Raw genomic sequence first — 18,864 nt, forward strand, 5'->3', positions numbered from 1 at the left:
GATCAGCGCCCTCTCCCTCGGGAGAGGGCTGGGCGGGCGGCGTTCCGATGAGGGGCGGCCTCACCTCGGTACCAAGGCTTAAACGCGAAACTGGCGCAGCAACCCGTTGAGCTGTTCGCTCAGTTGCCCAAGCCGCAAACTCGCCGCGCTCGACTGTTCGGCAGCTATTGCCGTGCTGTGCGAAAGCCCCGCCGCCTGCGTCACGTTCTGATTGATATCCTCGACCACATGCGCCTGCTGCAACGTCGCGCTGGCAATCGACGCATTCAGGCCGTTGAGATTGCGCAGCGCCTGGCCGATCGCGTTGAGGCTGACGCCGGCAAGCCCCGCCTGTTCGATAGTCAATTGCGAGGCTTTGCTGCTGTCGCCGATCACCTTCACGGCGGCCTCGGAATGATTCTGCAGACGCTCGATCATCGACTGGATTTCCGCCGTCGACTTCTGCGTACGCTGCGCCAGCAGGCGCACTTCGTCCGCCACCACGGCAAACCCGCGACCTTGCTCACCGGCGCGCGCGGCTTCGATGGCGGCGTTGAGCGCGAGCAGGTTGGTCTGCTCGGCAATCGAGCGGATCACTTCCAGTACGCTGCCGATCTGCGTGCTTTCGGCCGCCAGCGTACGAATCACTTCCACCGCTTGATCGATGGTGCCGGACAGCTTGTCAATCTGTTGCAGGCTGCCGTCGATGTTGATCTGGCCCTGTTGCGCCTGCGCTTCGGCATCACGCATTTCGGCGGCGGCGTGCTCGGCGTTTTTTGCCACGTCCTGCACGCCATAGGTCACTTCGTTGATCGCTGTGGCCACCAGTTCCATCTGCTGCGACTGCTGCTGACTGCGTTGCTGCGCCTGCGACGCGTCGTTGCCCAGCTCGCTGGAGGATTGACCCAGGGCACTGGCCGAGACCTGCAAGTCGCCGATGACCCGGCGCAACTTGGCGGTAAACGCGTTGAAGTGGTGGGCCAGTTCGGTGACTTCGTCTTTGCCGTGGGTATCGAGGCTGCGGGTCAGGTCGCTTTCGCCGCTGGCGATGTTGGCCATGGCATTCACGGTTTCCTGCAACGGCCGGACGATGCTGCGCGCGATCAGAATCACCAGCAGCACCATGATCAGGGCGATCGCCAGGCCGATCGCGGAGGCCTTGATCATTTGGCCCTGGAATTCGGCCTGGACATCGTCGACGTACACGCCGGAGCCGATCACCCAGCCCCACGGCTCGAACAGTTTGACGTAGGAGGTCTTCGCCACCGGGTCGGTGGCGCCGGGTTTCGGCCAGCGATAGTTGACCATGCCAGCGCCTTTGGCCTTGGCGATGGCGACCATCTCGTTGAACACCGCAAACCCGTCCGGGTCGCGGATGGCCGAGAGATTCTGGCCTTCAAGCTTGGGATTGGTCGGGTGCATGACCATCACGGGCGTGAGGTCGTTGATCCAGAAGTAATCGCTCTGGTCGTAGCGCAAGCCGCGAATCGCCGTCAGCGCCTGTTGCTGCGCCGCTTCCTTGCTCAAGGTGCCGGCGGTCTGCAGGCCATGGTAATAGGTCAGCAGGCCGCTGGCGGTCTGCACCACATGCTGGGTTTTCTGGGCCTTGGCGTGATAGAGGTCGTCATGGATCTGCTTGAGCATCAGCACGCCCAAGGTCAGTAACATCACCACCGCCACAATCAAGATGAGCCACAAGCGTCGGCTGATCGACACACTGCGCAAGCTGTTCATAACGCTGTCACTCCGGATTCTTGTTCTTGTAATGATCGATCGCCAGCATCCAACCACGATTACGTGGACAGGCATACGCGACCCAAGTCGTATAACGCGGCAGGCGCTATTGGGGCTTGTCTGTTAGGATTTCGGCCCCGCGCGTGAAAACCTGAATCCATTTTGAAATTTCACGGAATTTTTACCGTTTCGTGTGGATTCTGTGCGCGCGGAATCGGTACAGCCATAAACAGCTACGCTGATCGCAGTGAACTTAAAAAAATACTATCGGGGCATGCCGCTGCGCATCGCTCTTTGGGGGTTTGATGGATCTTTGGACGGCCTTGCAGGCACTGATACTAGGAGTTGTAGAGGGGCTGACGGAGTTTTTGCCCATTTCCAGTACCGGACACCAGATCATCGTTGCCGACTTGCTCGATTTCGGCGGCGAACGAGCCATGGCGTTCAATATCATCATCCAGCTCGGCGCGATTCTCGCGGTGGTCTGGGAGTTTCGCCGCAAGATTTTCGATGTGGTCGTCGGCTTGCCGACTCAGCCGAGTGCGCGGCGTTTCACCGCCAACCTGCTGATTGCGTTCTTGCCGGCAGTAGTGTTGGGGGTGATTTTTGCCGACCTGATCCACGAATACCTGTTCAATCCGATCACGGTCGCGGCCGCGCTGGTGGTGGGCGGTGTGATCATGCTCTGGGCGGAAAAGCGTCAGCACCAAGTGCACGCCGAAACGGTTGACGAGATCACTTGGAAGGACGCGCTGAAAGTCGGTTTTGCGCAATGCCTGGCGATGATCCCCGGCACCTCGCGCTCCGGCTCGACGATCATCGGCGGCCTGTTGTTCGGTCTGTCGCGCAAAACCGCCACCGAGTTTTCGTTCTTTCTGGCGATGCCAACCATGGTCGGCGCGGCGGTCTACTCGGGTTATAAATATCGCGAGCTGTTTGTGCCGGCGGATTTTCCGGTGTTTGCCATCGGTTTCGTCACCGCGTTCATCTTCGCCATGATCGCCGTGCGCGGCCTGCTCAAGTTCATTGCCAGCCACAGCTACGCGGCGTTCGCCTGGTATCGGATCGTGTTCGGCCTGGTGATTCTGGCGACCTGGCAGTTCGGCTGGGTCGACTGGGCGGCGGCCAAGCCATGAACGATACCCGCGCACGCCGTGCCGAAGGTCGACCTTCGGGCGGCGTTATCCAGAATCTGAAACTCAAATTGCTGGTGCTGCTGGTGGTATGCGCGCTGCCGCTGTTCGGCTCTGTGTCGATGTGGCTGCGCGGGATTTCCCTGGTGCCGCTGGCGGCGTACGGGATTGTCAGCGTGCTGGCGTTCTTCATGTACTGGGCCGACAAGCGCAAGGCCCGCACCGATGCCTGGCGCACCCCGGAAAACATCCTCCACGCCGTGGAACTGGCCGGCGGCTGGCCGGGCGCACTGATCGCCCAGCAAGTGTTCCGGCACAAGACGCGCAAGGTGTCGTTTCAGGTTCTGTTCTGGGTGATTATCGCGCTGCATCAGATGTTCTGGATTGACCAGCTGTTCCTCGGCTCGAACCTGCTGACACTGTCTTAAGACCACCTCCTACAGGGGACCGCGTTTATAGCAGAAGACCGATCTGGGTCTTTTTCGGCAGCTTTCCCACCACCAGCTGATGCGAGCGCTGCAACAGCCCCTGCAACTCCTCGGCGCCCAGCGGGTAGGGCGGGTGCATGATGATCCACTGCGCCCGCGCCAGATACGGCGCCGGGTGAATGCCCGGGCGGTCGCAATGGCCGAGGAACAGATCCTTGTCGACCTTGAAGGCCAATGAGTCGCCGCGCAGTCCCTGCAAGGCAAACATCTTGTTGCCGGCAATCGAAAACACGCGCACGCCGCCCCACTTGTAATCTTCCCGAGCGCCCGGCAATGCCAGGCAGAACGCCGCCACTTGGGCTTCGCTCATTTTTCCCTTGCTCATAACGGTCGCTCCCCACAGGCATTGAACGATTCGACCAGATGATCGATCCACGCACGCACCGCCGGCATCACCCCGCGTCGATGCGGATACACCGCCTGCAGCCAGCCGCCGGGCAATGACCACTCCGGCAGCATCTGCACCAGCGTGCCGTTGCGCAGTTCTTCTTCGCAATACATCATCGGCAGCAGGGTGAAACCCTGGCCGGCCAGCACGCAGGCTTTGCGCACAATAAAGTCATCGATGCCCAGGCGCGCTTCCATGTTCAGCTCGAAACTCTTGCCCTGAGCGTCAAGCAGACGCACATGGACCAGACGATCAGCCTCAAGCGCGCCGAGCACCGGCAGGTTCTTCAGGTCTTCTGGATGATTGACCGAGTGGCCCGCGATGAATGCCGGGCTGGCGACCACGACCATTTGCGCCTGCCGCAGACGCCGAGTGACCAGCAGCGGGTCCTCATCGCCGTGCTCGCGCACGCGCAGCGCCACATCGAAGCCTTCGCCCACCAGATCGACGCGGCGATTGAGCAGGACGACTTCCAGTTGCACCTGGGGAAATTTGCCAAGGAATTCGCTGATCACCCAAGGCAGCATTTCCCGCGCCAACCCGGTCGGGCAAGAAACGCGCAAGCGACCGCGCGGCTCGCTGGACATGCTTGCCACTGCTTCATCAGCCATTTCCGCTTCCAGCAGCATCGCCTGACAATGACGCAAGTAGCGCTCGCCGACCGCCGTCAGATTGAGCTGGCGCGTAGTGCGTTGCAGCAGACGTGCGCCGAGGCGATCTTCCAGTTCGGCGATGCGCCGCGACAGCCGCGACTTGGGAATGCCCAGCAAACGCCCGGCCGCGGCGAACCCGCCAGCCTCGACGACTTTGGCGAAATAGTAGAGATCGTTGAGGTCTTGCATTCGAGTCATCCGACTGTTCTATCAATAGGACAAACTATCGCATTGCAGGCGGCTAATCATCCATTGGTTTCTTGCGTAGGATTGTCTCCATTCCGTCGCCACCGGCGATCACTTAAGGAGCATCCACATGAAACTGCTGCACATCGATTCGAGCATTCTGGGCGACAACTCGGCATCCCGTCAGCTGAGCAGCCAGGTCGTCAACGCCTGGCAGGCCGCTGAGCCGAGCGCCGTGGTGACTTACCGTGATTTGGCGGCTGATGCGATCAGCCACTTTTCCTCGACTACCTTGGTCGCCGCTGGCACCACTGCTGAACTGCGCGACGCCGCGCAACAGCACGAAGCCGAACTGAGCGCCAGCACCCTGGCCGAGTTCATCGCTGCCGACGCCGTGGTCATCGCCGCGCCGATGTACAACTTCACTGTACCCACCCAACTCAAGGCGTGGATTGACCGTGTTGCCGTCGCCGGCCAGACCTTCCGTTACACCGAAGCCGGCCCTGAAGGCCTGTGCGGCGGCAAGAAAGTGGTGATCGTTTCTACTTCCGGTGGCATTCATGCCGGTCAGGCCAGCGGCATCGCTCACGAAGAATATCTGAAGCTGGTGTTGGGTTTCCTGGGCATCACCGACATCGAAATCGTCCGCGCTGAAGGTCTGGCCTATGGCGAGGAAGTGCGCAACAACGCCATGACCGCAGCCCAGGCGAAGATCAGCGAGCAACTGTTCGCCGCCGCGTAAGGCTTGCGTAAAGCACAGCTGAGGTTCAGGCAGCACTCAAAAAACTCTGTATTCTGGTTCCGCAAGGGGCGAATACGGAGTTTTTTGTTTCTGGCTGTTACATAATCTGGCCCGGGTTATGCAGTTCATCGTTCAGCATTCGCGCGCCGATCCACACAGGCAGCGAATCATTGGGTTCAGTCAAAACAGGGTGGGGCATCCATGGTGCGTCTTTGTGCAGTGTTACTGATAGGCCTGCTGGTCAGCCTCGATTCAGTGCAAGCGGCGCCCGGGCGACACCCTGTGTGGAGCGTCGGCTACCACGAAATGACCTTTCTTGATCCGCTCGATCTGCAACCGATGCGCGCGATCGCGTTCTATCCCTCCAGCGACCGCGAACACCATAGCCTGCTCGAGGGCTATTCGGTCGAGGCCGGTGAAGACACCAAAGTCGCCATCGGCCGCTTTCCGATGCTCATGCTCTCGCACGGCAACACCGGCACACCGCTGGCCTTGCACGACCTTGCGACTTCGCTGGCGCGCAAAGGCTTTGTGGTGGTCGCGGTGATTCACCCCGGCGACAATTCCAAGGACCACAGTCGACTGGGCACCCTGAGCAATCTCTACGGGCGGCCGATCCAGATTTCCCAGGCGATCACCGCAACACTCGGCGACGGCATGCTCGCGCCTTATGTGAATGCCGAGCAGGTCGGCGTGATCGGTTATTCCGCGGGTGGCGAGACCGCGTTGATCCTCTCCGGCGCGCAGCCGGATCTGGATCGCCTGCGGCGCTATTGCCAGGAACGCCCGGACGATCACGATGCCTGCAATACTCAGGGCGAATTGATCGTCGACCGCGATGATCTGCAACCGGTGCCCGACCCGCGCGTCCATGCCTTGCTGCTGATGGCGCCGCTGAGCCTGAAGTTCGGCCGCCACACCCTGGCCGATGTGCACGTGCCGGTACTGCTCTACAGCGGCGACGGCGACAAACTGGTGGCCTTCGACAAGAACGCCGCCGCGCTGGCGCGCAAACTGCCGACCGCGCCGGACTTCAAATTACTCGCCGGGGCAGGGCACTTCGTGTTCCTGGCGCCGTGCAATGAAGAGCAGATCCGTGCGATGCCGGCGCTGTGCACCGATGCCGATGGCGTCGACCGCGAGGATATTCACCGCAACCTGATCTCCGAGGCTGGCCGGTTTTTCTCCCATGCGCTGGGCAAACCGACACGGGCCGGAATGCAGACGGCCGATCAATGAACCCGACCTGTCAAACACCACCAATCCCCTGTAGGAGTGAGCCTGCTCGCGATAGCGATGTATCAGGCAAGAAGATGTCGACTGACACTCCGCTATCGCGAGCAGGCTCACTCCTACAGGGGACCGCGGCGGGATCAGGTTGTTGTCCGGCGCTTGAGCAGCAACGTCAGCCCCAGGCCGATCACTGACAACATCGCGGCACTGAAGAATATCCACCCATAGCCCAGATTCAGCGCCACCGCGCCCATCAACGGTCCGGCGATCGCCAGCGCCAGATCGAAAAATACCGCATACGCGCCCAGCCCTGATCCGCGGCTGGAACTGGGGACTTGCTTGATCGCCTCGACGCCCAGCGCCGGGTACACCAGCGACAGGCCGAACCCCGCCAGCCCGGCGCCGATCAAGGCGAACGCGGTGGACGGCGCCAGCCACAACAACACCAGGCCCAGGGTTTCGACGCTCATGCAGGCGATGGCCGAAGTGAACCCGCCAAAACGCGCAATCGCCGATATGAACAGCAGCCGCGACACAATGAAACACACGCCGAAAATGGTCAGGCAATACGCCGCTCCGGTCCAGCCACGATCCAGGTAATAAAGGGTGATGAAAGTGGTCAGCGTGCCATAACCGATCGAGGCCAGGGTCAGGCTGATGCCGTACGGGGCGATTCGCCCGAATACCGCCCAGAACGGCAGGCGTTCACCGCGGATCACCGGCACCGAGGGTTTGTTGCGAATCAACAGCAGCGCGCCCGCTGCCAGCGCCGCGAGCGCAATGCCGAGGCTGGTGAAGCCGTAATCGGCGACCATCACCACACCCAGTGGCGCGCCGATGGCAATGGCACCGTACGAGGCGATGCCGTTCCAGCCGATGGATTTGGCCGTGTGTTCGACACCGACCGCGCCCATGCACCAACTGATCGTGCCCACACCGATCAACCCTTGGGCCACGCCCAGCAGCAAGCGGCCGATGATCAGAATGATCAGGCTGGTCAGGGCAAAGTCTTGCAGTAACGTCGAAACCAGCGTCAGCACACCACTGAGCACAATCCCCCACAAACCGTAAATGATCGCCCGTTTGGTCCCGAGGGTATCGGACATGCGCCCGGCCATCGGCCGGCTGAGCAGGGTGGCCAGGTACTGCGACCCAATCACCAGCCCGGCGATCACCGCGCTGAAACCTAATTGCTCGTGCACATAACCGGGCAACACCGCAATCGGCAGGCCGATGCAGAGGAAGGCAATAAAGGTATAGAAGACGATGGAGACGATCTTCAGCGTGATCGCCAGGGAGCTTTGCGGGGGTTGAGGCTGTGCAGACATGGGAACTCGATCGCAGGCGGCGGTGGGAGCGTTGCCGTCATCATGGCGCGGGCATGAATGAAAAGAAAGCAGGCTAACTATTTTTCCCCGAATGAATGTCGCGGCTGATGGACTCTTCGCGAGCAAGCTCGCTCCCACAGGTTTTCGGGTGTGGTCCACACCGCCCCCTGTATAAGGTGATCGTTCCCACGCTCCGCGTGGTAACGATCAGTGGCGAAAGGGGAGCAGATTTGAAATACGTTCCCCTGTGGGAGCGAGCTTGCTCGCGAAGGTAACCGCACCAGCGACCTGCCACCCTTGGAATGCAAAAAGCCCCGTCACACGGACAGGGCTTTTAACTTGTAGCTTGCAGCTAAAAACTAGCAGCTGCCTTTAGAAAACCACACCCTGGCTACGCAGGTAGTCATCATAGGTGCCGCTGAAGTCGGTCACGCCATCCGGGCTCAGCTCGATGATGCGCGTGGCCAGCGACGAGACGAACTCGCGGTCGTGGCTGACGAAGATCAGCGTGCCCGGGTAGTTTTCCAATGCCAGGTTCAACGCTTCGATCGATTCCATGTCGAGGTGGTTGGTCGGTTCGTCCATGATCAGCACGTTCGGCTTTTGCAGGATCAGCTTGCCGAACAGCATGCGGCCCTGCTCACCACCGGAGATGACCTTGACCGACTTGAGGATCTCGTCGTTGGAGAACAGCATCCGGCCCAAGGTGCCACGGATCATCTGCTCGCCTTGAGTCCACTGGCCCATCCAGTCGAACAGGGTCACGTCGTCTTCGAAATCGTGCGCGTGGTCCTGAGCGTAATAGCCCAGCTCCGCAGCGTCGGTCCACTTGACGGTACCGGCATCCGGGGTCAGTTCGTTGACCAGGGTGCGCAGCAGGGTGGTTTTACCGATGCCGTTCGGGCCGATGATCGCCACGCGCTCGCCGGCTTCAACCTGGAAGCTGAAATCCTTGAACAACGGCTTGCCGTCGAAACCTTTGGCCATCTTCTCGACCATGACCGCCTGACGGTGCAGCTTCTTGTTCTGTTCGAAACGAATGAACGGGCTGACACGGCTCGAAGGCTTGACCTCGGCCAGCTGGATCTTGTCGATCGCCTTGGCGCGCGAGGTGGCTTGCTTGGCTTTCGAGGCGTTGGCCGAGAAGCGGCTGACGAACGATTGCAGCTCGGAAATCTGCGCTTTCTTCTTGGCGTTGTCCGACAGCAGCTGCTCGCGGGACTGGGTCGCCACGGTCATGTACTCGTCGTAGTTGCCCGGGAACAGACGCAGCTCGCCGTAATCCAGGTCAGCCATGTGCGTGCACACGCTGTTCAGGAAGTGACGGTCGTGGGAGATGATGATCATCAGGCTGTTACGCTGGGTCAGGATGTTTTCCAGCCAGCGGATGGTGTTGATGTCCAGGTGGTTGGTCGGTTCGTCGAGCAACAGCACTTCCGGATCGGAGAACAGCGCCTGCGCCAGCAATACGCGCAGTTTCCAGCCTGGCGAAACTTCGCTCATCGGGCCGAAATGCTGTTCCAGCGGAATGCCCAGACCCAGCAGCAGTTCACCGGCACGGGATTCGGCGGTGTAGCCGTCCATCTCGGCGAACTCGGTTTCCAGCTCGGCGACGGCCATGCCGTCTTCTTCGGTCATTTCCGCCATCGAATAGATGCGGTCGCGCTCGGCCTTGACCTTCCACAGCTCTTCGTGACCCATGATCACGGTGTCGATCACGGTGAATTCTTCGTAGGCGAACTGATCCTGGCGCAGCTTGCCCAGACGCACGTTCGGTTCGAGCATGACCTGACCGCCGGACGGGTCGAGGTCGCCGCCGAGGATTTTCATGAAGGTCGACTTGCCGCAACCGTTGGCGCCAATCAGACCGTAGCGATTGCCCGCGCCGAACTTGACCGAAACGTTTTCGAAGAGCGGCTTGGCGCCGAACTGCATCGTGATGTTAGCTGTGGAGATCAATTACCTTACCTATCAATGGTTTGGAGCGGGTCATGTGTGCCTGATACCGACTTGATACCAATCTGGAGCTTTGCCGGCTCCGCCCGATCCGAGCTTGAGTTGCGCCAACGCGCATGCTTCGCCAGCAACCATTGGCCGGGGTGGCCAGGCTGCTGAGCGATGCATGCGGGGGTCATATGTTGGACATTGCGCGCATTGTCGCATAATCAACAAGGCAGTTGTATGGCGACGCGACCAGCCAACGCACATTGCTGTGATCTGCTTTGGCGGATGCTGCAGGTTTCAATTGGCCTCTCTGATCCATTCGGTTTCAAGTTGACTGCATTGCCAGCGCCACGCATCGGTCAGCATGTCTTGCAATGAACGACTGGCCCGCCAGCCCAGTTCGTCAGTGGCTTTTTGCGGATCGGCCCAGCAGCACGTGACATCGCCCGGGCGCCGGGCCTTGAACTGCAACGCAATCGGTACGCCGCTGACCTGTTCAAAAGTCTTGACCAGCTCCAGCACCGAGTAACCTCGTCCGGTGCCCAGGTTCCAGATGTTCACGCCGCTGCGCTCGCGTAATGCGTCGAGCGCGCAAAGGTGTCCCTGCGCCAGGTCGACGATATGAATGTAATCGCGCACCCCGGTGCCATCCGCAGTCGGGTAATCGTTGCCGAACACCGAGAGGTATTCACGTTGCCCGCTGGCAACTTGAAGTAGAAAGGGCAGGAGATTGTTCGGCATGTTCAGCGGCGCTTCCCCCAGCAAGCCGGAAGGGTGCGCGCCGATCGGGTTGAAGTAGCGCAGCAAGCCTATCGACCAGCGCGGGTCGGAGCTGGCAACACTCTGCATGATGTTTTCCGCAATCAGCTTTGACATGCCATAAGGGTTGGTCGGTTGCCCGGTGGTGCATGACTCGTTGATCGGCATCGTGCAGCAGTCGCCATACACCGTGGCCGATGAGCTGAACACCAGGGTGAACACCCCGGCCTGCGCCATCGCCTGACACAGGGTCAGGCTGCCGCCGACATTGTTGTCGTAGTAACGCAACGGCTCATGCACGCTCTCGCCGACCGCTTTCAACCCGGCGCAATGCACCACGGCATCGATCGGATAATCGCGCAGCAGCGTGTCGAGCAAACGCCGGTTGCGCACATCGCCCTGAATGAATCCCGGTCGCCGTCCGGCCAGCGCACTGATGCGCTCGATCGCCGAGCGCTGGCTGTTGCACAGATTGTCCAGAATCAGCACGTCCTCGTTTCTGGCCATCAATTCCAGCGCGACGTGCGCACCGATGTAGCCCGCACCACCTGTTATTAAAATCATGCGCCCGCCCTCAATCATCAGCATCTCTCGATGGCATCAGCCGCGCTCGCAGTGATGCCTGTAGAAAGGTAGGGAGCATTTTTTGGGCGGAGTTCAAGCCGGTTTGCCAGCCGGTATGTGCAGTTCATCGGCTGTGATCATGGTTGGTATGAACGCCTCATGAACGCCGTGTTTCCAACGATCAAGAGCCGTACGGACTCATCGAGAGAAGCCGGGAACCTGCTGTTTCACAGGTGTTACGGCCCGATGGCTCGACCCTGAGTCGTCTTTCCTTCTCTTGATAAGGACCTTGCCATGAACCTTGCCGAACAACCTGGACAGTCGCCGATTCTGAATGCGCAAAAGCTCGTCGAGCTGGCGCCGCAAACCCGCCCCACCCTGGTGTGCCTGTCGCATCTGCGCTGGGGATTTGTTTTTCAGCGACCGCAGCATGTGATGTCGCGTCTGGCACAGAACTACGATGTGATTTTTTTTGAAGAACCGCTGGTGTCCGCTAGTGAGAGTCCTTGGCTGGAAACCTCGACGCCCGTCGCAGGCATTCAAGTGGCGGTCCCGCATGTACCCGAAGGCCTCGACCACGAAGCCATGGTGTCAGCGCAACGCGCGTTGCTCGACCAACTGCTTGCCGGGCGTGAGCAGGGCGATCTGCTGCTCTGGTATTTCACCCCGATGAGCCTGGCGTTTACCGATCACCTCGATGCGCAAGTCACGATCTACGACTGCATGGACGAGCTGTCGGCGTTCATGGGCGCGCCGGCGCAATTGATCGACATGGAGCGCTTGCTGATGGGCCGGGCGGACGTGGTGTTCACCGGCGGCGTCAGTCTGTGGGAGGTCAAGCAACGCCAGCATGGCAACGCCTACCCGGTGCCGAGCAGCGTCGATATCGCGCACTTCGCAGTGGCGCGCCAGGATTTGCCGGAGCCAGCGGATCAGGCCTCGATCGCGCGGCCACGCCTGGGGTTTTTTGGTGTCATCGATGAGCGCTTCGATATCGATCTGATCGACCAGGTCGCGCAGCAACGTGCCGACTGGCAAATCATGCTGGTCGGGCCAGTGGTCAAGATCGATCCGCAGACGCTGCCACGCCGGCCGAACATTCATTACCTGGGCGCGAAGCAATACGCCGAGCTGCCAGCCTATCTCAGCGGTTGGGATGTGGCGCTGATGCCGTTCGCCCTCAACGCCTCCACGCGTTTTATCAGTCCGACCAAGACCCCGGAATATCTGGCTGGCGGCTGTCCGGTGGTGTCGACGCCGATCCACGATGTAATCAGCGGCTACGGGGAGAGCGGGGCGGTGTTCATTGCCGATACCGCCGAGACTTTCATCAAAGCGATCGAGCGCGCGCTGCCGCTCAAAGGTACCGATGAATTCGTACAACGCGCCGACGCCGCCATCGCGGGGATGTCGTGGGACAACACTTGCCGCTTCATGAAGGAGCAGATCGAATGCCTCAGATAACCCTTGAAGCGGCCAGATCCGGGCCCGGTCAGACCGAAAATAATGTCTATGACTATTTGATCGTCGGCGCCGGGTTTGCCGGCAGTGTCATCGCCGAACGCTTGGCCGAAGGCCTCGGCCTCCGGGTGCTGCTGATCGATCGGCGCGACCATATCGCCGGCAATGCCTACGATCACTACGATGCGGCGGGCGTATTGGTGCACCGCTACGGTCCGCACATTTTTCACACCAACGCCCAGCGCATCGTCGATTACCTGTCGCGTTTTACCGAGTGGCGTCCCTACGAACACCGAGTGCTTGCCAGGGTTGACGGCCAGTTGGTGCCGATCCCGATCAACCTGAGCACACTCAATGCGCTCTACGGTTTGTCGATGAACTCGGTCGAGGCGCAGCAGTTTCTGGCCGAGCGCGCCGAACCGGTGGCGACGATTCGCACCTCCGAAGACGTCGTGGTCAACCAGATCGGCCGTGAGCTGTATGAAAAATTCTTTCGCGGCTATACCCGAAAACAGTGGGGGCTCGATCCCTCGGCGCTGGACAAATCGGTCACCTCACGGGTGCCGACGCGCACCAACGAAGACGACCGCTACTTCACCGACACCTTCCAGATCATGCCGCTGCACGGCTACACGCAACTGTTCGAACGGATGCTCGATCACCCGCGAATCGATCTGTTGCTGAGCACCGACTTCAAGCACGTGCGCGATGCGGTGAAGTACCGGCACGTTATTTACTGCGGGCCGATCGATGAGTATTTCGACTTTCAGTTGGGGCGTTTGCCGTACCGCTCCTTGCGCTTTGAGCATCAGACGCTGGAGCAGGAGCGTTATCAACCGGTCGCCGTGGTGAATTTTCCCGACCCCGAGGTGCCGTACACGCGGATCACCGAGTACAAACATCTCACCGGTCAGACGCACCCGAGCACCAGCATCAGCTATGAGTTTCCCTGTGACGACGGCGACCCGTATTACCCGGTGCCACGCCCGGAAAACGCCGAGTTGTACAAACGCTATCGGGCACTCGCCGAGCAAACCCCGAACGTGACGTTTCTTGGGCGCCTGGGTACTTACAAGTACTACAACATGGACCAGGTCGTCGGGCAGGCGTTGGCGTTGTACCGCGATATCGAAGCGCAGAGCCAGACGCTACCCGCCGAAGCGAGGCTGGATGCCTGATGATCGCGCAGCCGAAGGGTGACGGACTCGAGCCCGGTGCGCTGTTCGACAGCTTTGTGATGGCCGGTTACGAATGTTCCAGCCAGCGCCGCCGCGATGGGCGACGGCTGGATCTGCTCAGCAGCACCGGTCACGCGCAGTGGGCAGCCAAGGATTATCGGCAACTGGCCGATCTGCGCATCCGCTGCGCACGGGACGGGTTGCGCTGGCATCTGATCGAACGCAGCCCCGGTCGTTATGACTGGGGCAGTTTTCTGCCGATGCTCAAAGCGGCACAAGGCGCGCAGCTGCAAGTGATCTGGGACCTGTGCCATTACGGCTACCCGGATGATCTGGATATCTGGCAGCCGGCGTTTGTCGAGCGCTTCGCCCGTTTTGCCGGTGCCGTGGCGCGACTGATGAGCGATGAAGGGGTCAGCGTGCCGTTCTATTCGCCGATAAATGAAATCTCTTTCTGGAGTTGGGCCGGCGGTGATGTCGGCTATTTCAACCCCAGTGCCCACGGGCGTGGGCAAGAGCTCAAACATCAGTTGGTTCGAGCGAGCATCGCGGCGATCGAGGCGATTCGCGAACAGGCGCCGGCGGCGCGTTTCGTCCAGTGCGACCCGCTGATCAATGTCATCTCCGGCTCGCGACGCAGCGACGAACTGGAAAACGCCGAGCGATATCGCCTGGCGCAGTTCGAAGCCTGGGATTTGCTGGCCGGCCGCCAATGGCCCGGACTGGGCGGGCAGGAACATTACCTGGACATCATCGGTGCGAACTTTTACCCGCATAACCAATGGTATTTCCAAGGTGCGCGAATTCAGCGCGGTGATCCGGATTACCGACCGCTGGCCGGCATGCTCAAAGAGCTGCATCAGCGCTATCAGCGACCGCTGCTGATCTCGGAAACCGGGGCGGAGGACACCGAGCGCGTGCCGTGGCTGCGCTACATCGTCGAGCAGGTGCAAATCGCGCTCGCGCGTGGCGTGCCGGTGCAGGGTATTTGCTGGTACCCGTTCCTCGATTACCCCGGCTGGGATGACGATCGTTATTGTCCGACCGGTGTTTTTGGCTACCCCGATGGCGAGGGCGAGCGTGCGGGTTTCCATCCATTGTGCGTTGAGCTTGCGCAAGTGTCCGAGCGCATCGGCAAGTGCCTGCACAGGGCTGATGAGCGGTGGCAGCGATGAATTTCCAGCATTTGCGTGATGAGCCATTGCCGGCCTCGGCGAGTGCCTTCTTGTGGCGTTACGTCAGGGTGCGGCCGTTTCACTTCGGCGCCATGTTGTCGCTGGTGGTCGGCGCTGCGTGTTGTGCGGTGGCGGTGCAGTACGGCATGAAACTGCTGGTCGATGCGATGGCCGGTGAGTCACAGGCCGGGCAAGTGTGGCGCGCGTTCAGTCTGTTCATCGCGCTGATCGTGCTGGAAAACGTGTTGTGGCGACTCGGCGGCTGGGTCGGCTGTTACACCGTGGTCGGCAGTTGTGCGGATCTGCGTGTGGATCTGTTTCATCACCTGACCGGCCACCCGATGCGCTATTTCAAGCGGCACTTCAGCGGCTCGCTGGCCAACCGGGTGGCGGCGGCCGGTGGCGCCGCCGATGTCGTCTACGGCGGACTGGCATGGCGCATCGTGCCGCCCTGCGTGGATTTTCTCGGCGCGGTGGTAGTGCTGTTTTCTGTTCGCGATTCGATGGCGTTGGCACTGATCGTCTGCGTGTTGCTGGTGGCGGCGTTGCTGACGATGGTCGGGGTGCGTGGCAGGCACCGACACATCGCGTTCGCCTCGCAGTCGGCGCGGGTCGGCGGCGAGATCGTCGATCTGGTCTCCAACGTCTGGACCATCAAGGCGTTTTCCGGACGCGAGCGTGAACGCCAGCGACTTGAGCGCGAAATCGGCATCGAGGCCGCTGCCCATCGACGCAGCTGGATCTATCTGGAAAAGGCCCGTGTGCTGCACGATGTCTGCCTGTCGGTCATGGCCGGGGCGATGTTGGGCTGGGCCATCCTGTTGTGGCGGCAGGGCCAGGTGACGGCCGGCGACGTGGTGATGGTCAGCGCATTGACCTTTCGCATTCTTCACGGTTCGCGCGATCTGGCCCTGGCGCTGGTCGACGCCAGCCAGCAAATGGGCGTGATTGCCGAAACCCTGAGCATCATCGCGCAACCCCACGAACTCAGCGACACGCCGGAGGAACTGGCACCGACGCGCGGCGGCATCAAATTGCTCGACGTCAGCTATGCCTATCCGGACGGTAGTCAGGTGTTCAAGCACCTGTTTCTGGAAATACCGCCGGGGCAGAGTGTTGGCATCGCCGGCACCTCGGGTTCCGGCAAATCGACTTTGCTCAGCCTGTTGCAACGTCTGGATGACGTGCAAAGCGGCGTGATCCTCATTGATGACCGGGACATTCGTTCGGTCAGCCAGGACAGCCTGCGCCGGCAGATCGCCGTCGTGCCGCAGGAGCCTGCGTTGTTCAATCGCAGCATTCTGGAAAACATCGGCTACGGCCAGCCTCACGCCACCGAGGAGCAGATCATCAATGCCGCCCGACAGGCTTTCTGCGACGAGTTCGCGCAAGCCTTGCCCGAGGGCTATCACACGCTGGTCGGTGAGCGCGGCGTCACGCTTTCCGGTGGCCAGCGTCAGCGCCTCGGGCTGGCGCGTGCGTTTCTGAAGAACGCGCCGATCCTGATTCTGGACGAGGCCACCTCGGCGCTGGATTCCGATTCCGAAGCGATCATCCAGCGCGCGTTAGCCAACCTGATGCGTGGCAGAACCGTGCTCGCCGTGGCGCACCGGCTCTCGACCATTGCCGGCTTCGACCGCGTGCTGGTGCTGGAACAAGGCGAGATCGTGCAAGACGGCCCGCCAGATGAATTGCGCTTGCGCCAGGGCCGTTTTCGCACGCTCTGGCAGATGCAGGCGATGCTGCACGAGCGTTGAGCATTGTGCGGGTTTTGCCAGCCTCGCTGCGCTTGATGCCTGAGCGCGGTACTGCGCCGCTCATCGGGTTTCAGCGCAAGAAATCGATGTTTTTCCTCGGTTTGCTGGTCATCTCCATGAGACCGCAAGCCTTTCAATACGGCCGTTGCGCTGTAGAACGCCATCCGTCGAAACAGAGGAATGGGCGCATGACTGGCGCAGTCGATTTTTCACAGCGTGCCTCGCGAGGCGTTGCGTGTTGACTGATTGAGGAGAGCAACGGATGACAAAAATTGACAACCTGCTGGACAACAAAGGCACGCCGTTGGACAAGCAGACGTTTACCTGGCGCGAGCTGGCCGGCAAACCGATCAGCAAGCTCGATGACGACGCGTTTACCCGTGTGCGGGTGATTTTGATGAACGGGGTGGAGTCCGACGCGCTGCGCCTCAAGCACTTTGGCGCACGCTTTCACAAGGAGCTGCAACTGCCGCTCGCACAGATTCGCCGCGCCGAGCAGCACCAGATGACTTCGATCAACTGGCTGCTCTCGGCGGACCATTCGCCACTGGAAACCACGGTGGCCTACGAGCAAGTGGCGATCGAGGTCACCGCTGCCGTCGCGCAGAACGAGCCCGACCCGTATCAGGCGCAGACCTACCGGTTTGGCCTGCTCGAAGACTTCGATCATCTGTATCGCTACGCCGCCATGCTCGATCGGCTCGAAGGCAAGGACGCCAACAACATCCTCCAGGGCTACACCGATCTGGTGCCCGGTCGGCCGACCAGCGAGCACCACCGCGCTCCCGGTGACGACCTGCGCGACAACTACGAAAAAGACAACGCCGCGCTGATCACCAAGATCCACGCGGCGCTGATCACCGGCGCCGAATACCAGACGCACGATTACTACATGAACATCGGCCCGCTGTTTGCCGATCCGGTGGCCCGCGCGCTGTATGCGGAAATCGCCTCGGTCGAGGAACAGCACGTCACCCAGTACGGCTCGCTGCAGGACCCCGCCGAAACGTTCATGGAGAAGTGGCTGGTCCACGAAGCGATGGAGGTCTACACCTACGCCAGTTGCGCCGAGCAGGAAGAAAATCCGCGCCTCAAAGCGCTGTGGGAACGCTACGTCGACTACGAGCTGGGGCACCTCAACCTGGCCTGCGAATTGTTCAAGAAGTACGAACGACGCGACCCCGCCGAAGTGCTCGCCGGGCCATTGCCACGGATGATCGAGTTCAAGAGTCAGCGTGATTTCGTCCGCGAAACCCTGTCGCGAGAAGTCGATCTGCGCGCGCACGGCATCGACTATGTGCCCAAGGAGCGCGAAGCACGACCCTCGCTCGATTACCGCGCGCAACTCAACAGCGAAGGCGTGCCCGCCAACATCGCCTCGGCCGGCTACACCTTCAAGCCGGGCACCGAGCTCAACGAAGTGGGAGAGCAGCAATGAGCGAACCTCAAGTCACCATCGGCACCAATCGCACCGGCATTCAGACCTCGCCGGAAGATACCGCTCGCCAGCTTGAGGCGACGCGCATGTTCCCGGCCGATGTTCCGGGCGACATGAGCGACTACACCGCTGAACGTGAACGGGCGATTCGTGAGGCTGACCTGATCGGCTCGGTGCCGGCGCCGGGCACCACCAAAGGCATGCTCAAGACCGCGCTGGACAAAACCATCGGCAAGGCCCCGGAAGTGCTGATCGACAAACTCGGCGAGCGCCTGGCCTTCGAACGCACCGGCGTACGCCTGTATGAGGCGATGGTTGCCAAGGCAACGTCGGCGCCCGGTGCCGATCCGGCGCTGGTCGAGACGTTGCGGCAGATCCAGGCCGAAGAACTCGAGCACATGAATATCGTGCGCGAAGCCATCGAAACCCTCGGCGGCGATCCCACCGCCATGACGCCGTGCGCGGACGTGGCCGGCGTCAAGGCGATGGGCGTGCTGCAAGTGTTGACCGACCCGCGCACCACGGTATCGCAGTCGATGAGTGCGATTCTGACCATTGAGCTGGAAGACAACGCCGCTTGGGAATTGCTGATCGAGCTGGCGCAGAAGGGCGGTCATCCGCTGATCGCCAAGCGCTTCAAACATGCGCTGGAGCAAGAAGAAACCCACTTGGCCACGGTCCGCGAGTTCATCCGCAAAGACCTGCTCGCGCAAGTGAGCTGAGC

At 61.0% G+C, this 18,864-nt stretch carries 16 protein-coding genes; 10 read left to right on the top strand and 6 right to left on the bottom strand.

The window, feature by feature from the left end; genetic code table 11:
* Positions 1 to 78: 78 nt before the first annotated feature.
* Complete coding sequence (locus tag V6F91_RS05355) at positions 79 to 1,713, bottom strand: methyl-accepting chemotaxis protein (RefSeq protein WP_332762912.1); 1,635 nt, start codon at positions 1,711 to 1,713, stop codon at positions 79 to 81.
* 305 nt (positions 1,714 to 2,018) lie between these two features.
* On the opposite strand from V6F91_RS05355, the gene V6F91_RS05360 reads away from it, so the two are divergent.
* Positions 2,019 to 2,849, top strand: a complete 831-nt coding sequence (locus V6F91_RS05360) for an undecaprenyl-diphosphate phosphatase (protein WP_332762913.1) — start codon at positions 2,019 to 2,021, stop codon at positions 2,847 to 2,849.
* The gene (locus V6F91_RS05365; RefSeq protein ID WP_332762914.1) at positions 2,846 to 3,274 is read left to right on the top strand and encodes a DUF1294 domain-containing protein; all 429 of its coding nucleotides are present in this window, start codon (positions 2,846 to 2,848) and stop codon (positions 3,272 to 3,274) included. Before V6F91_RS05360 ends, V6F91_RS05365 begins: the two co-directional genes overlap by 4 nt.
* 25 nt (positions 3,275 to 3,299) lie before the next feature.
* Here V6F91_RS05365 and V6F91_RS05370 read toward each other — a convergent pair whose 3' ends face one another.
* Both V6F91_RS05370 and V6F91_RS05375 read right to left on the bottom strand, forming a co-directional pair.
* Positions 3,300 to 3,659 carry an MmcQ/YjbR family DNA-binding protein gene (locus V6F91_RS05370; protein ID WP_332762915.1) on the bottom strand — a complete coding sequence of 120 codons (360 nt, stop codon included), beginning with the start codon at positions 3,657 to 3,659 and terminating at the stop codon, positions 3,300 to 3,302.
* Positions 3,656 to 4,564 (bottom strand): LysR substrate-binding domain-containing protein, encoded by a 909-nt coding sequence (locus tag V6F91_RS05375; RefSeq protein ID WP_332763582.1) that lies wholly within the window; start codon positions 4,562 to 4,564, stop codon positions 3,656 to 3,658. The genes V6F91_RS05370 and V6F91_RS05375 overlap by 4 nt, the downstream gene beginning before the upstream one ends.
* 127 nt (positions 4,565 to 4,691) lie before the next feature.
* On the opposite strand from V6F91_RS05375, the gene V6F91_RS05380 reads away from it, so the two are divergent.
* Positions 4,692 to 5,303, top strand: coding sequence for an FMN-dependent NADH-azoreductase (locus V6F91_RS05380; protein ID WP_332762916.1), 612 nt, complete (start codon positions 4,692 to 4,694; stop codon positions 5,301 to 5,303).
* Positions 5,304 to 5,504: 201 nt separating this feature from the next.
* Positions 5,505 to 6,542, top strand: coding sequence for a dienelactone hydrolase (locus tag V6F91_RS05385; protein WP_332762917.1), 1,038 nt, complete (start codon positions 5,505 to 5,507; stop codon positions 6,540 to 6,542).
* A gap of 134 nt (positions 6,543 to 6,676) precedes the next feature.
* On the opposite strand, the gene V6F91_RS05390 is transcribed toward V6F91_RS05385, so the two are convergent.
* The 3 genes from V6F91_RS05390 to galE form a co-directional block, all read right to left on the bottom strand.
* Positions 6,677 to 7,864 (bottom strand): MFS transporter, encoded by a 1,188-nt coding sequence (locus V6F91_RS05390; RefSeq protein ID WP_332762918.1) that lies wholly within the window; start codon positions 7,862 to 7,864, stop codon positions 6,677 to 6,679.
* A gap of 372 nt (positions 7,865 to 8,236) precedes the next feature.
* On the bottom strand, positions 8,237 to 9,823 hold the full coding sequence (locus V6F91_RS05395; protein ID WP_090283621.1) for an ABC-F family ATPase: 1,587 nt from the start codon (positions 9,821 to 9,823) through the stop codon (positions 8,237 to 8,239).
* A gap of 282 nt (positions 9,824 to 10,105) precedes the next feature.
* Positions 10,106 to 11,131 (bottom strand): UDP-glucose 4-epimerase GalE, encoded by a 1,026-nt coding sequence (galE, locus tag V6F91_RS05400; protein ID WP_332762919.1) that lies wholly within the window; start codon positions 11,129 to 11,131, stop codon positions 10,106 to 10,108.
* A 294-nt stretch (positions 11,132 to 11,425) separates the two neighbouring features.
* On the opposite strand from galE, the gene V6F91_RS05405 reads away from it, so the two are divergent.
* The 6 genes from V6F91_RS05405 to V6F91_RS05430 all read left to right on the top strand — a co-directional run bounded on the left by V6F91_RS05405 (position 11,426) and on the right by V6F91_RS05430 (position 18,862).
* Entirely contained in the window at positions 11,426 to 12,595 is a 1,170-nt protein-coding gene (locus tag V6F91_RS05405) for a glycosyltransferase family 1 protein (protein WP_332762920.1), read from the top strand.
* The gene (gene glf / locus V6F91_RS05410; RefSeq protein WP_332762921.1) at positions 12,583 to 13,770 is read left to right on the top strand and encodes a UDP-galactopyranose mutase; all 1,188 of its coding nucleotides are present in this window, start codon (positions 12,583 to 12,585) and stop codon (positions 13,768 to 13,770) included. Before V6F91_RS05405 ends, glf begins: the two co-directional genes overlap by 13 nt.
* Complete coding sequence (locus V6F91_RS05415) at positions 13,770 to 14,945, top strand: beta-glucosidase (protein ID WP_332762922.1); 1,176 nt, start codon at positions 13,770 to 13,772, stop codon at positions 14,943 to 14,945. Before glf ends, V6F91_RS05415 begins: the two co-directional genes overlap by 1 nt.
* Positions 14,942 to 16,702: an ABC transporter ATP-binding protein gene (locus tag V6F91_RS05420; RefSeq protein WP_332762923.1), complete on the top strand. Its 1,761-nt coding sequence runs from the start codon at positions 14,942 to 14,944 to the stop codon at positions 16,700 to 16,702. The genes V6F91_RS05415 and V6F91_RS05420 overlap by 4 nt, the downstream gene beginning before the upstream one ends.
* A 262-nt stretch (positions 16,703 to 16,964) precedes the next feature.
* Complete coding sequence (locus tag V6F91_RS05425) at positions 16,965 to 18,140, top strand: hypothetical protein (RefSeq protein ID WP_090283611.1); 1,176 nt, start codon at positions 16,965 to 16,967, stop codon at positions 18,138 to 18,140.
* Positions 18,137 to 18,862, top strand: coding sequence for a ferritin-like domain-containing protein (locus V6F91_RS05430; RefSeq protein ID WP_332762924.1), 726 nt, complete (start codon positions 18,137 to 18,139; stop codon positions 18,860 to 18,862). The genes V6F91_RS05425 and V6F91_RS05430 overlap by 4 nt, the downstream gene beginning before the upstream one ends.
* The last annotated feature ends 2 nt before the right edge of the window (positions 18,863 to 18,864 follow it).

The sequence above is a fragment of the Pseudomonas koreensis genome, from assembly GCF_036668835.1.
In the GTDB taxonomy this organism is placed as follows: domain Bacteria; phylum Pseudomonadota; class Gammaproteobacteria; order Pseudomonadales; family Pseudomonadaceae; genus Aquipseudomonas; species Aquipseudomonas koreensis_I.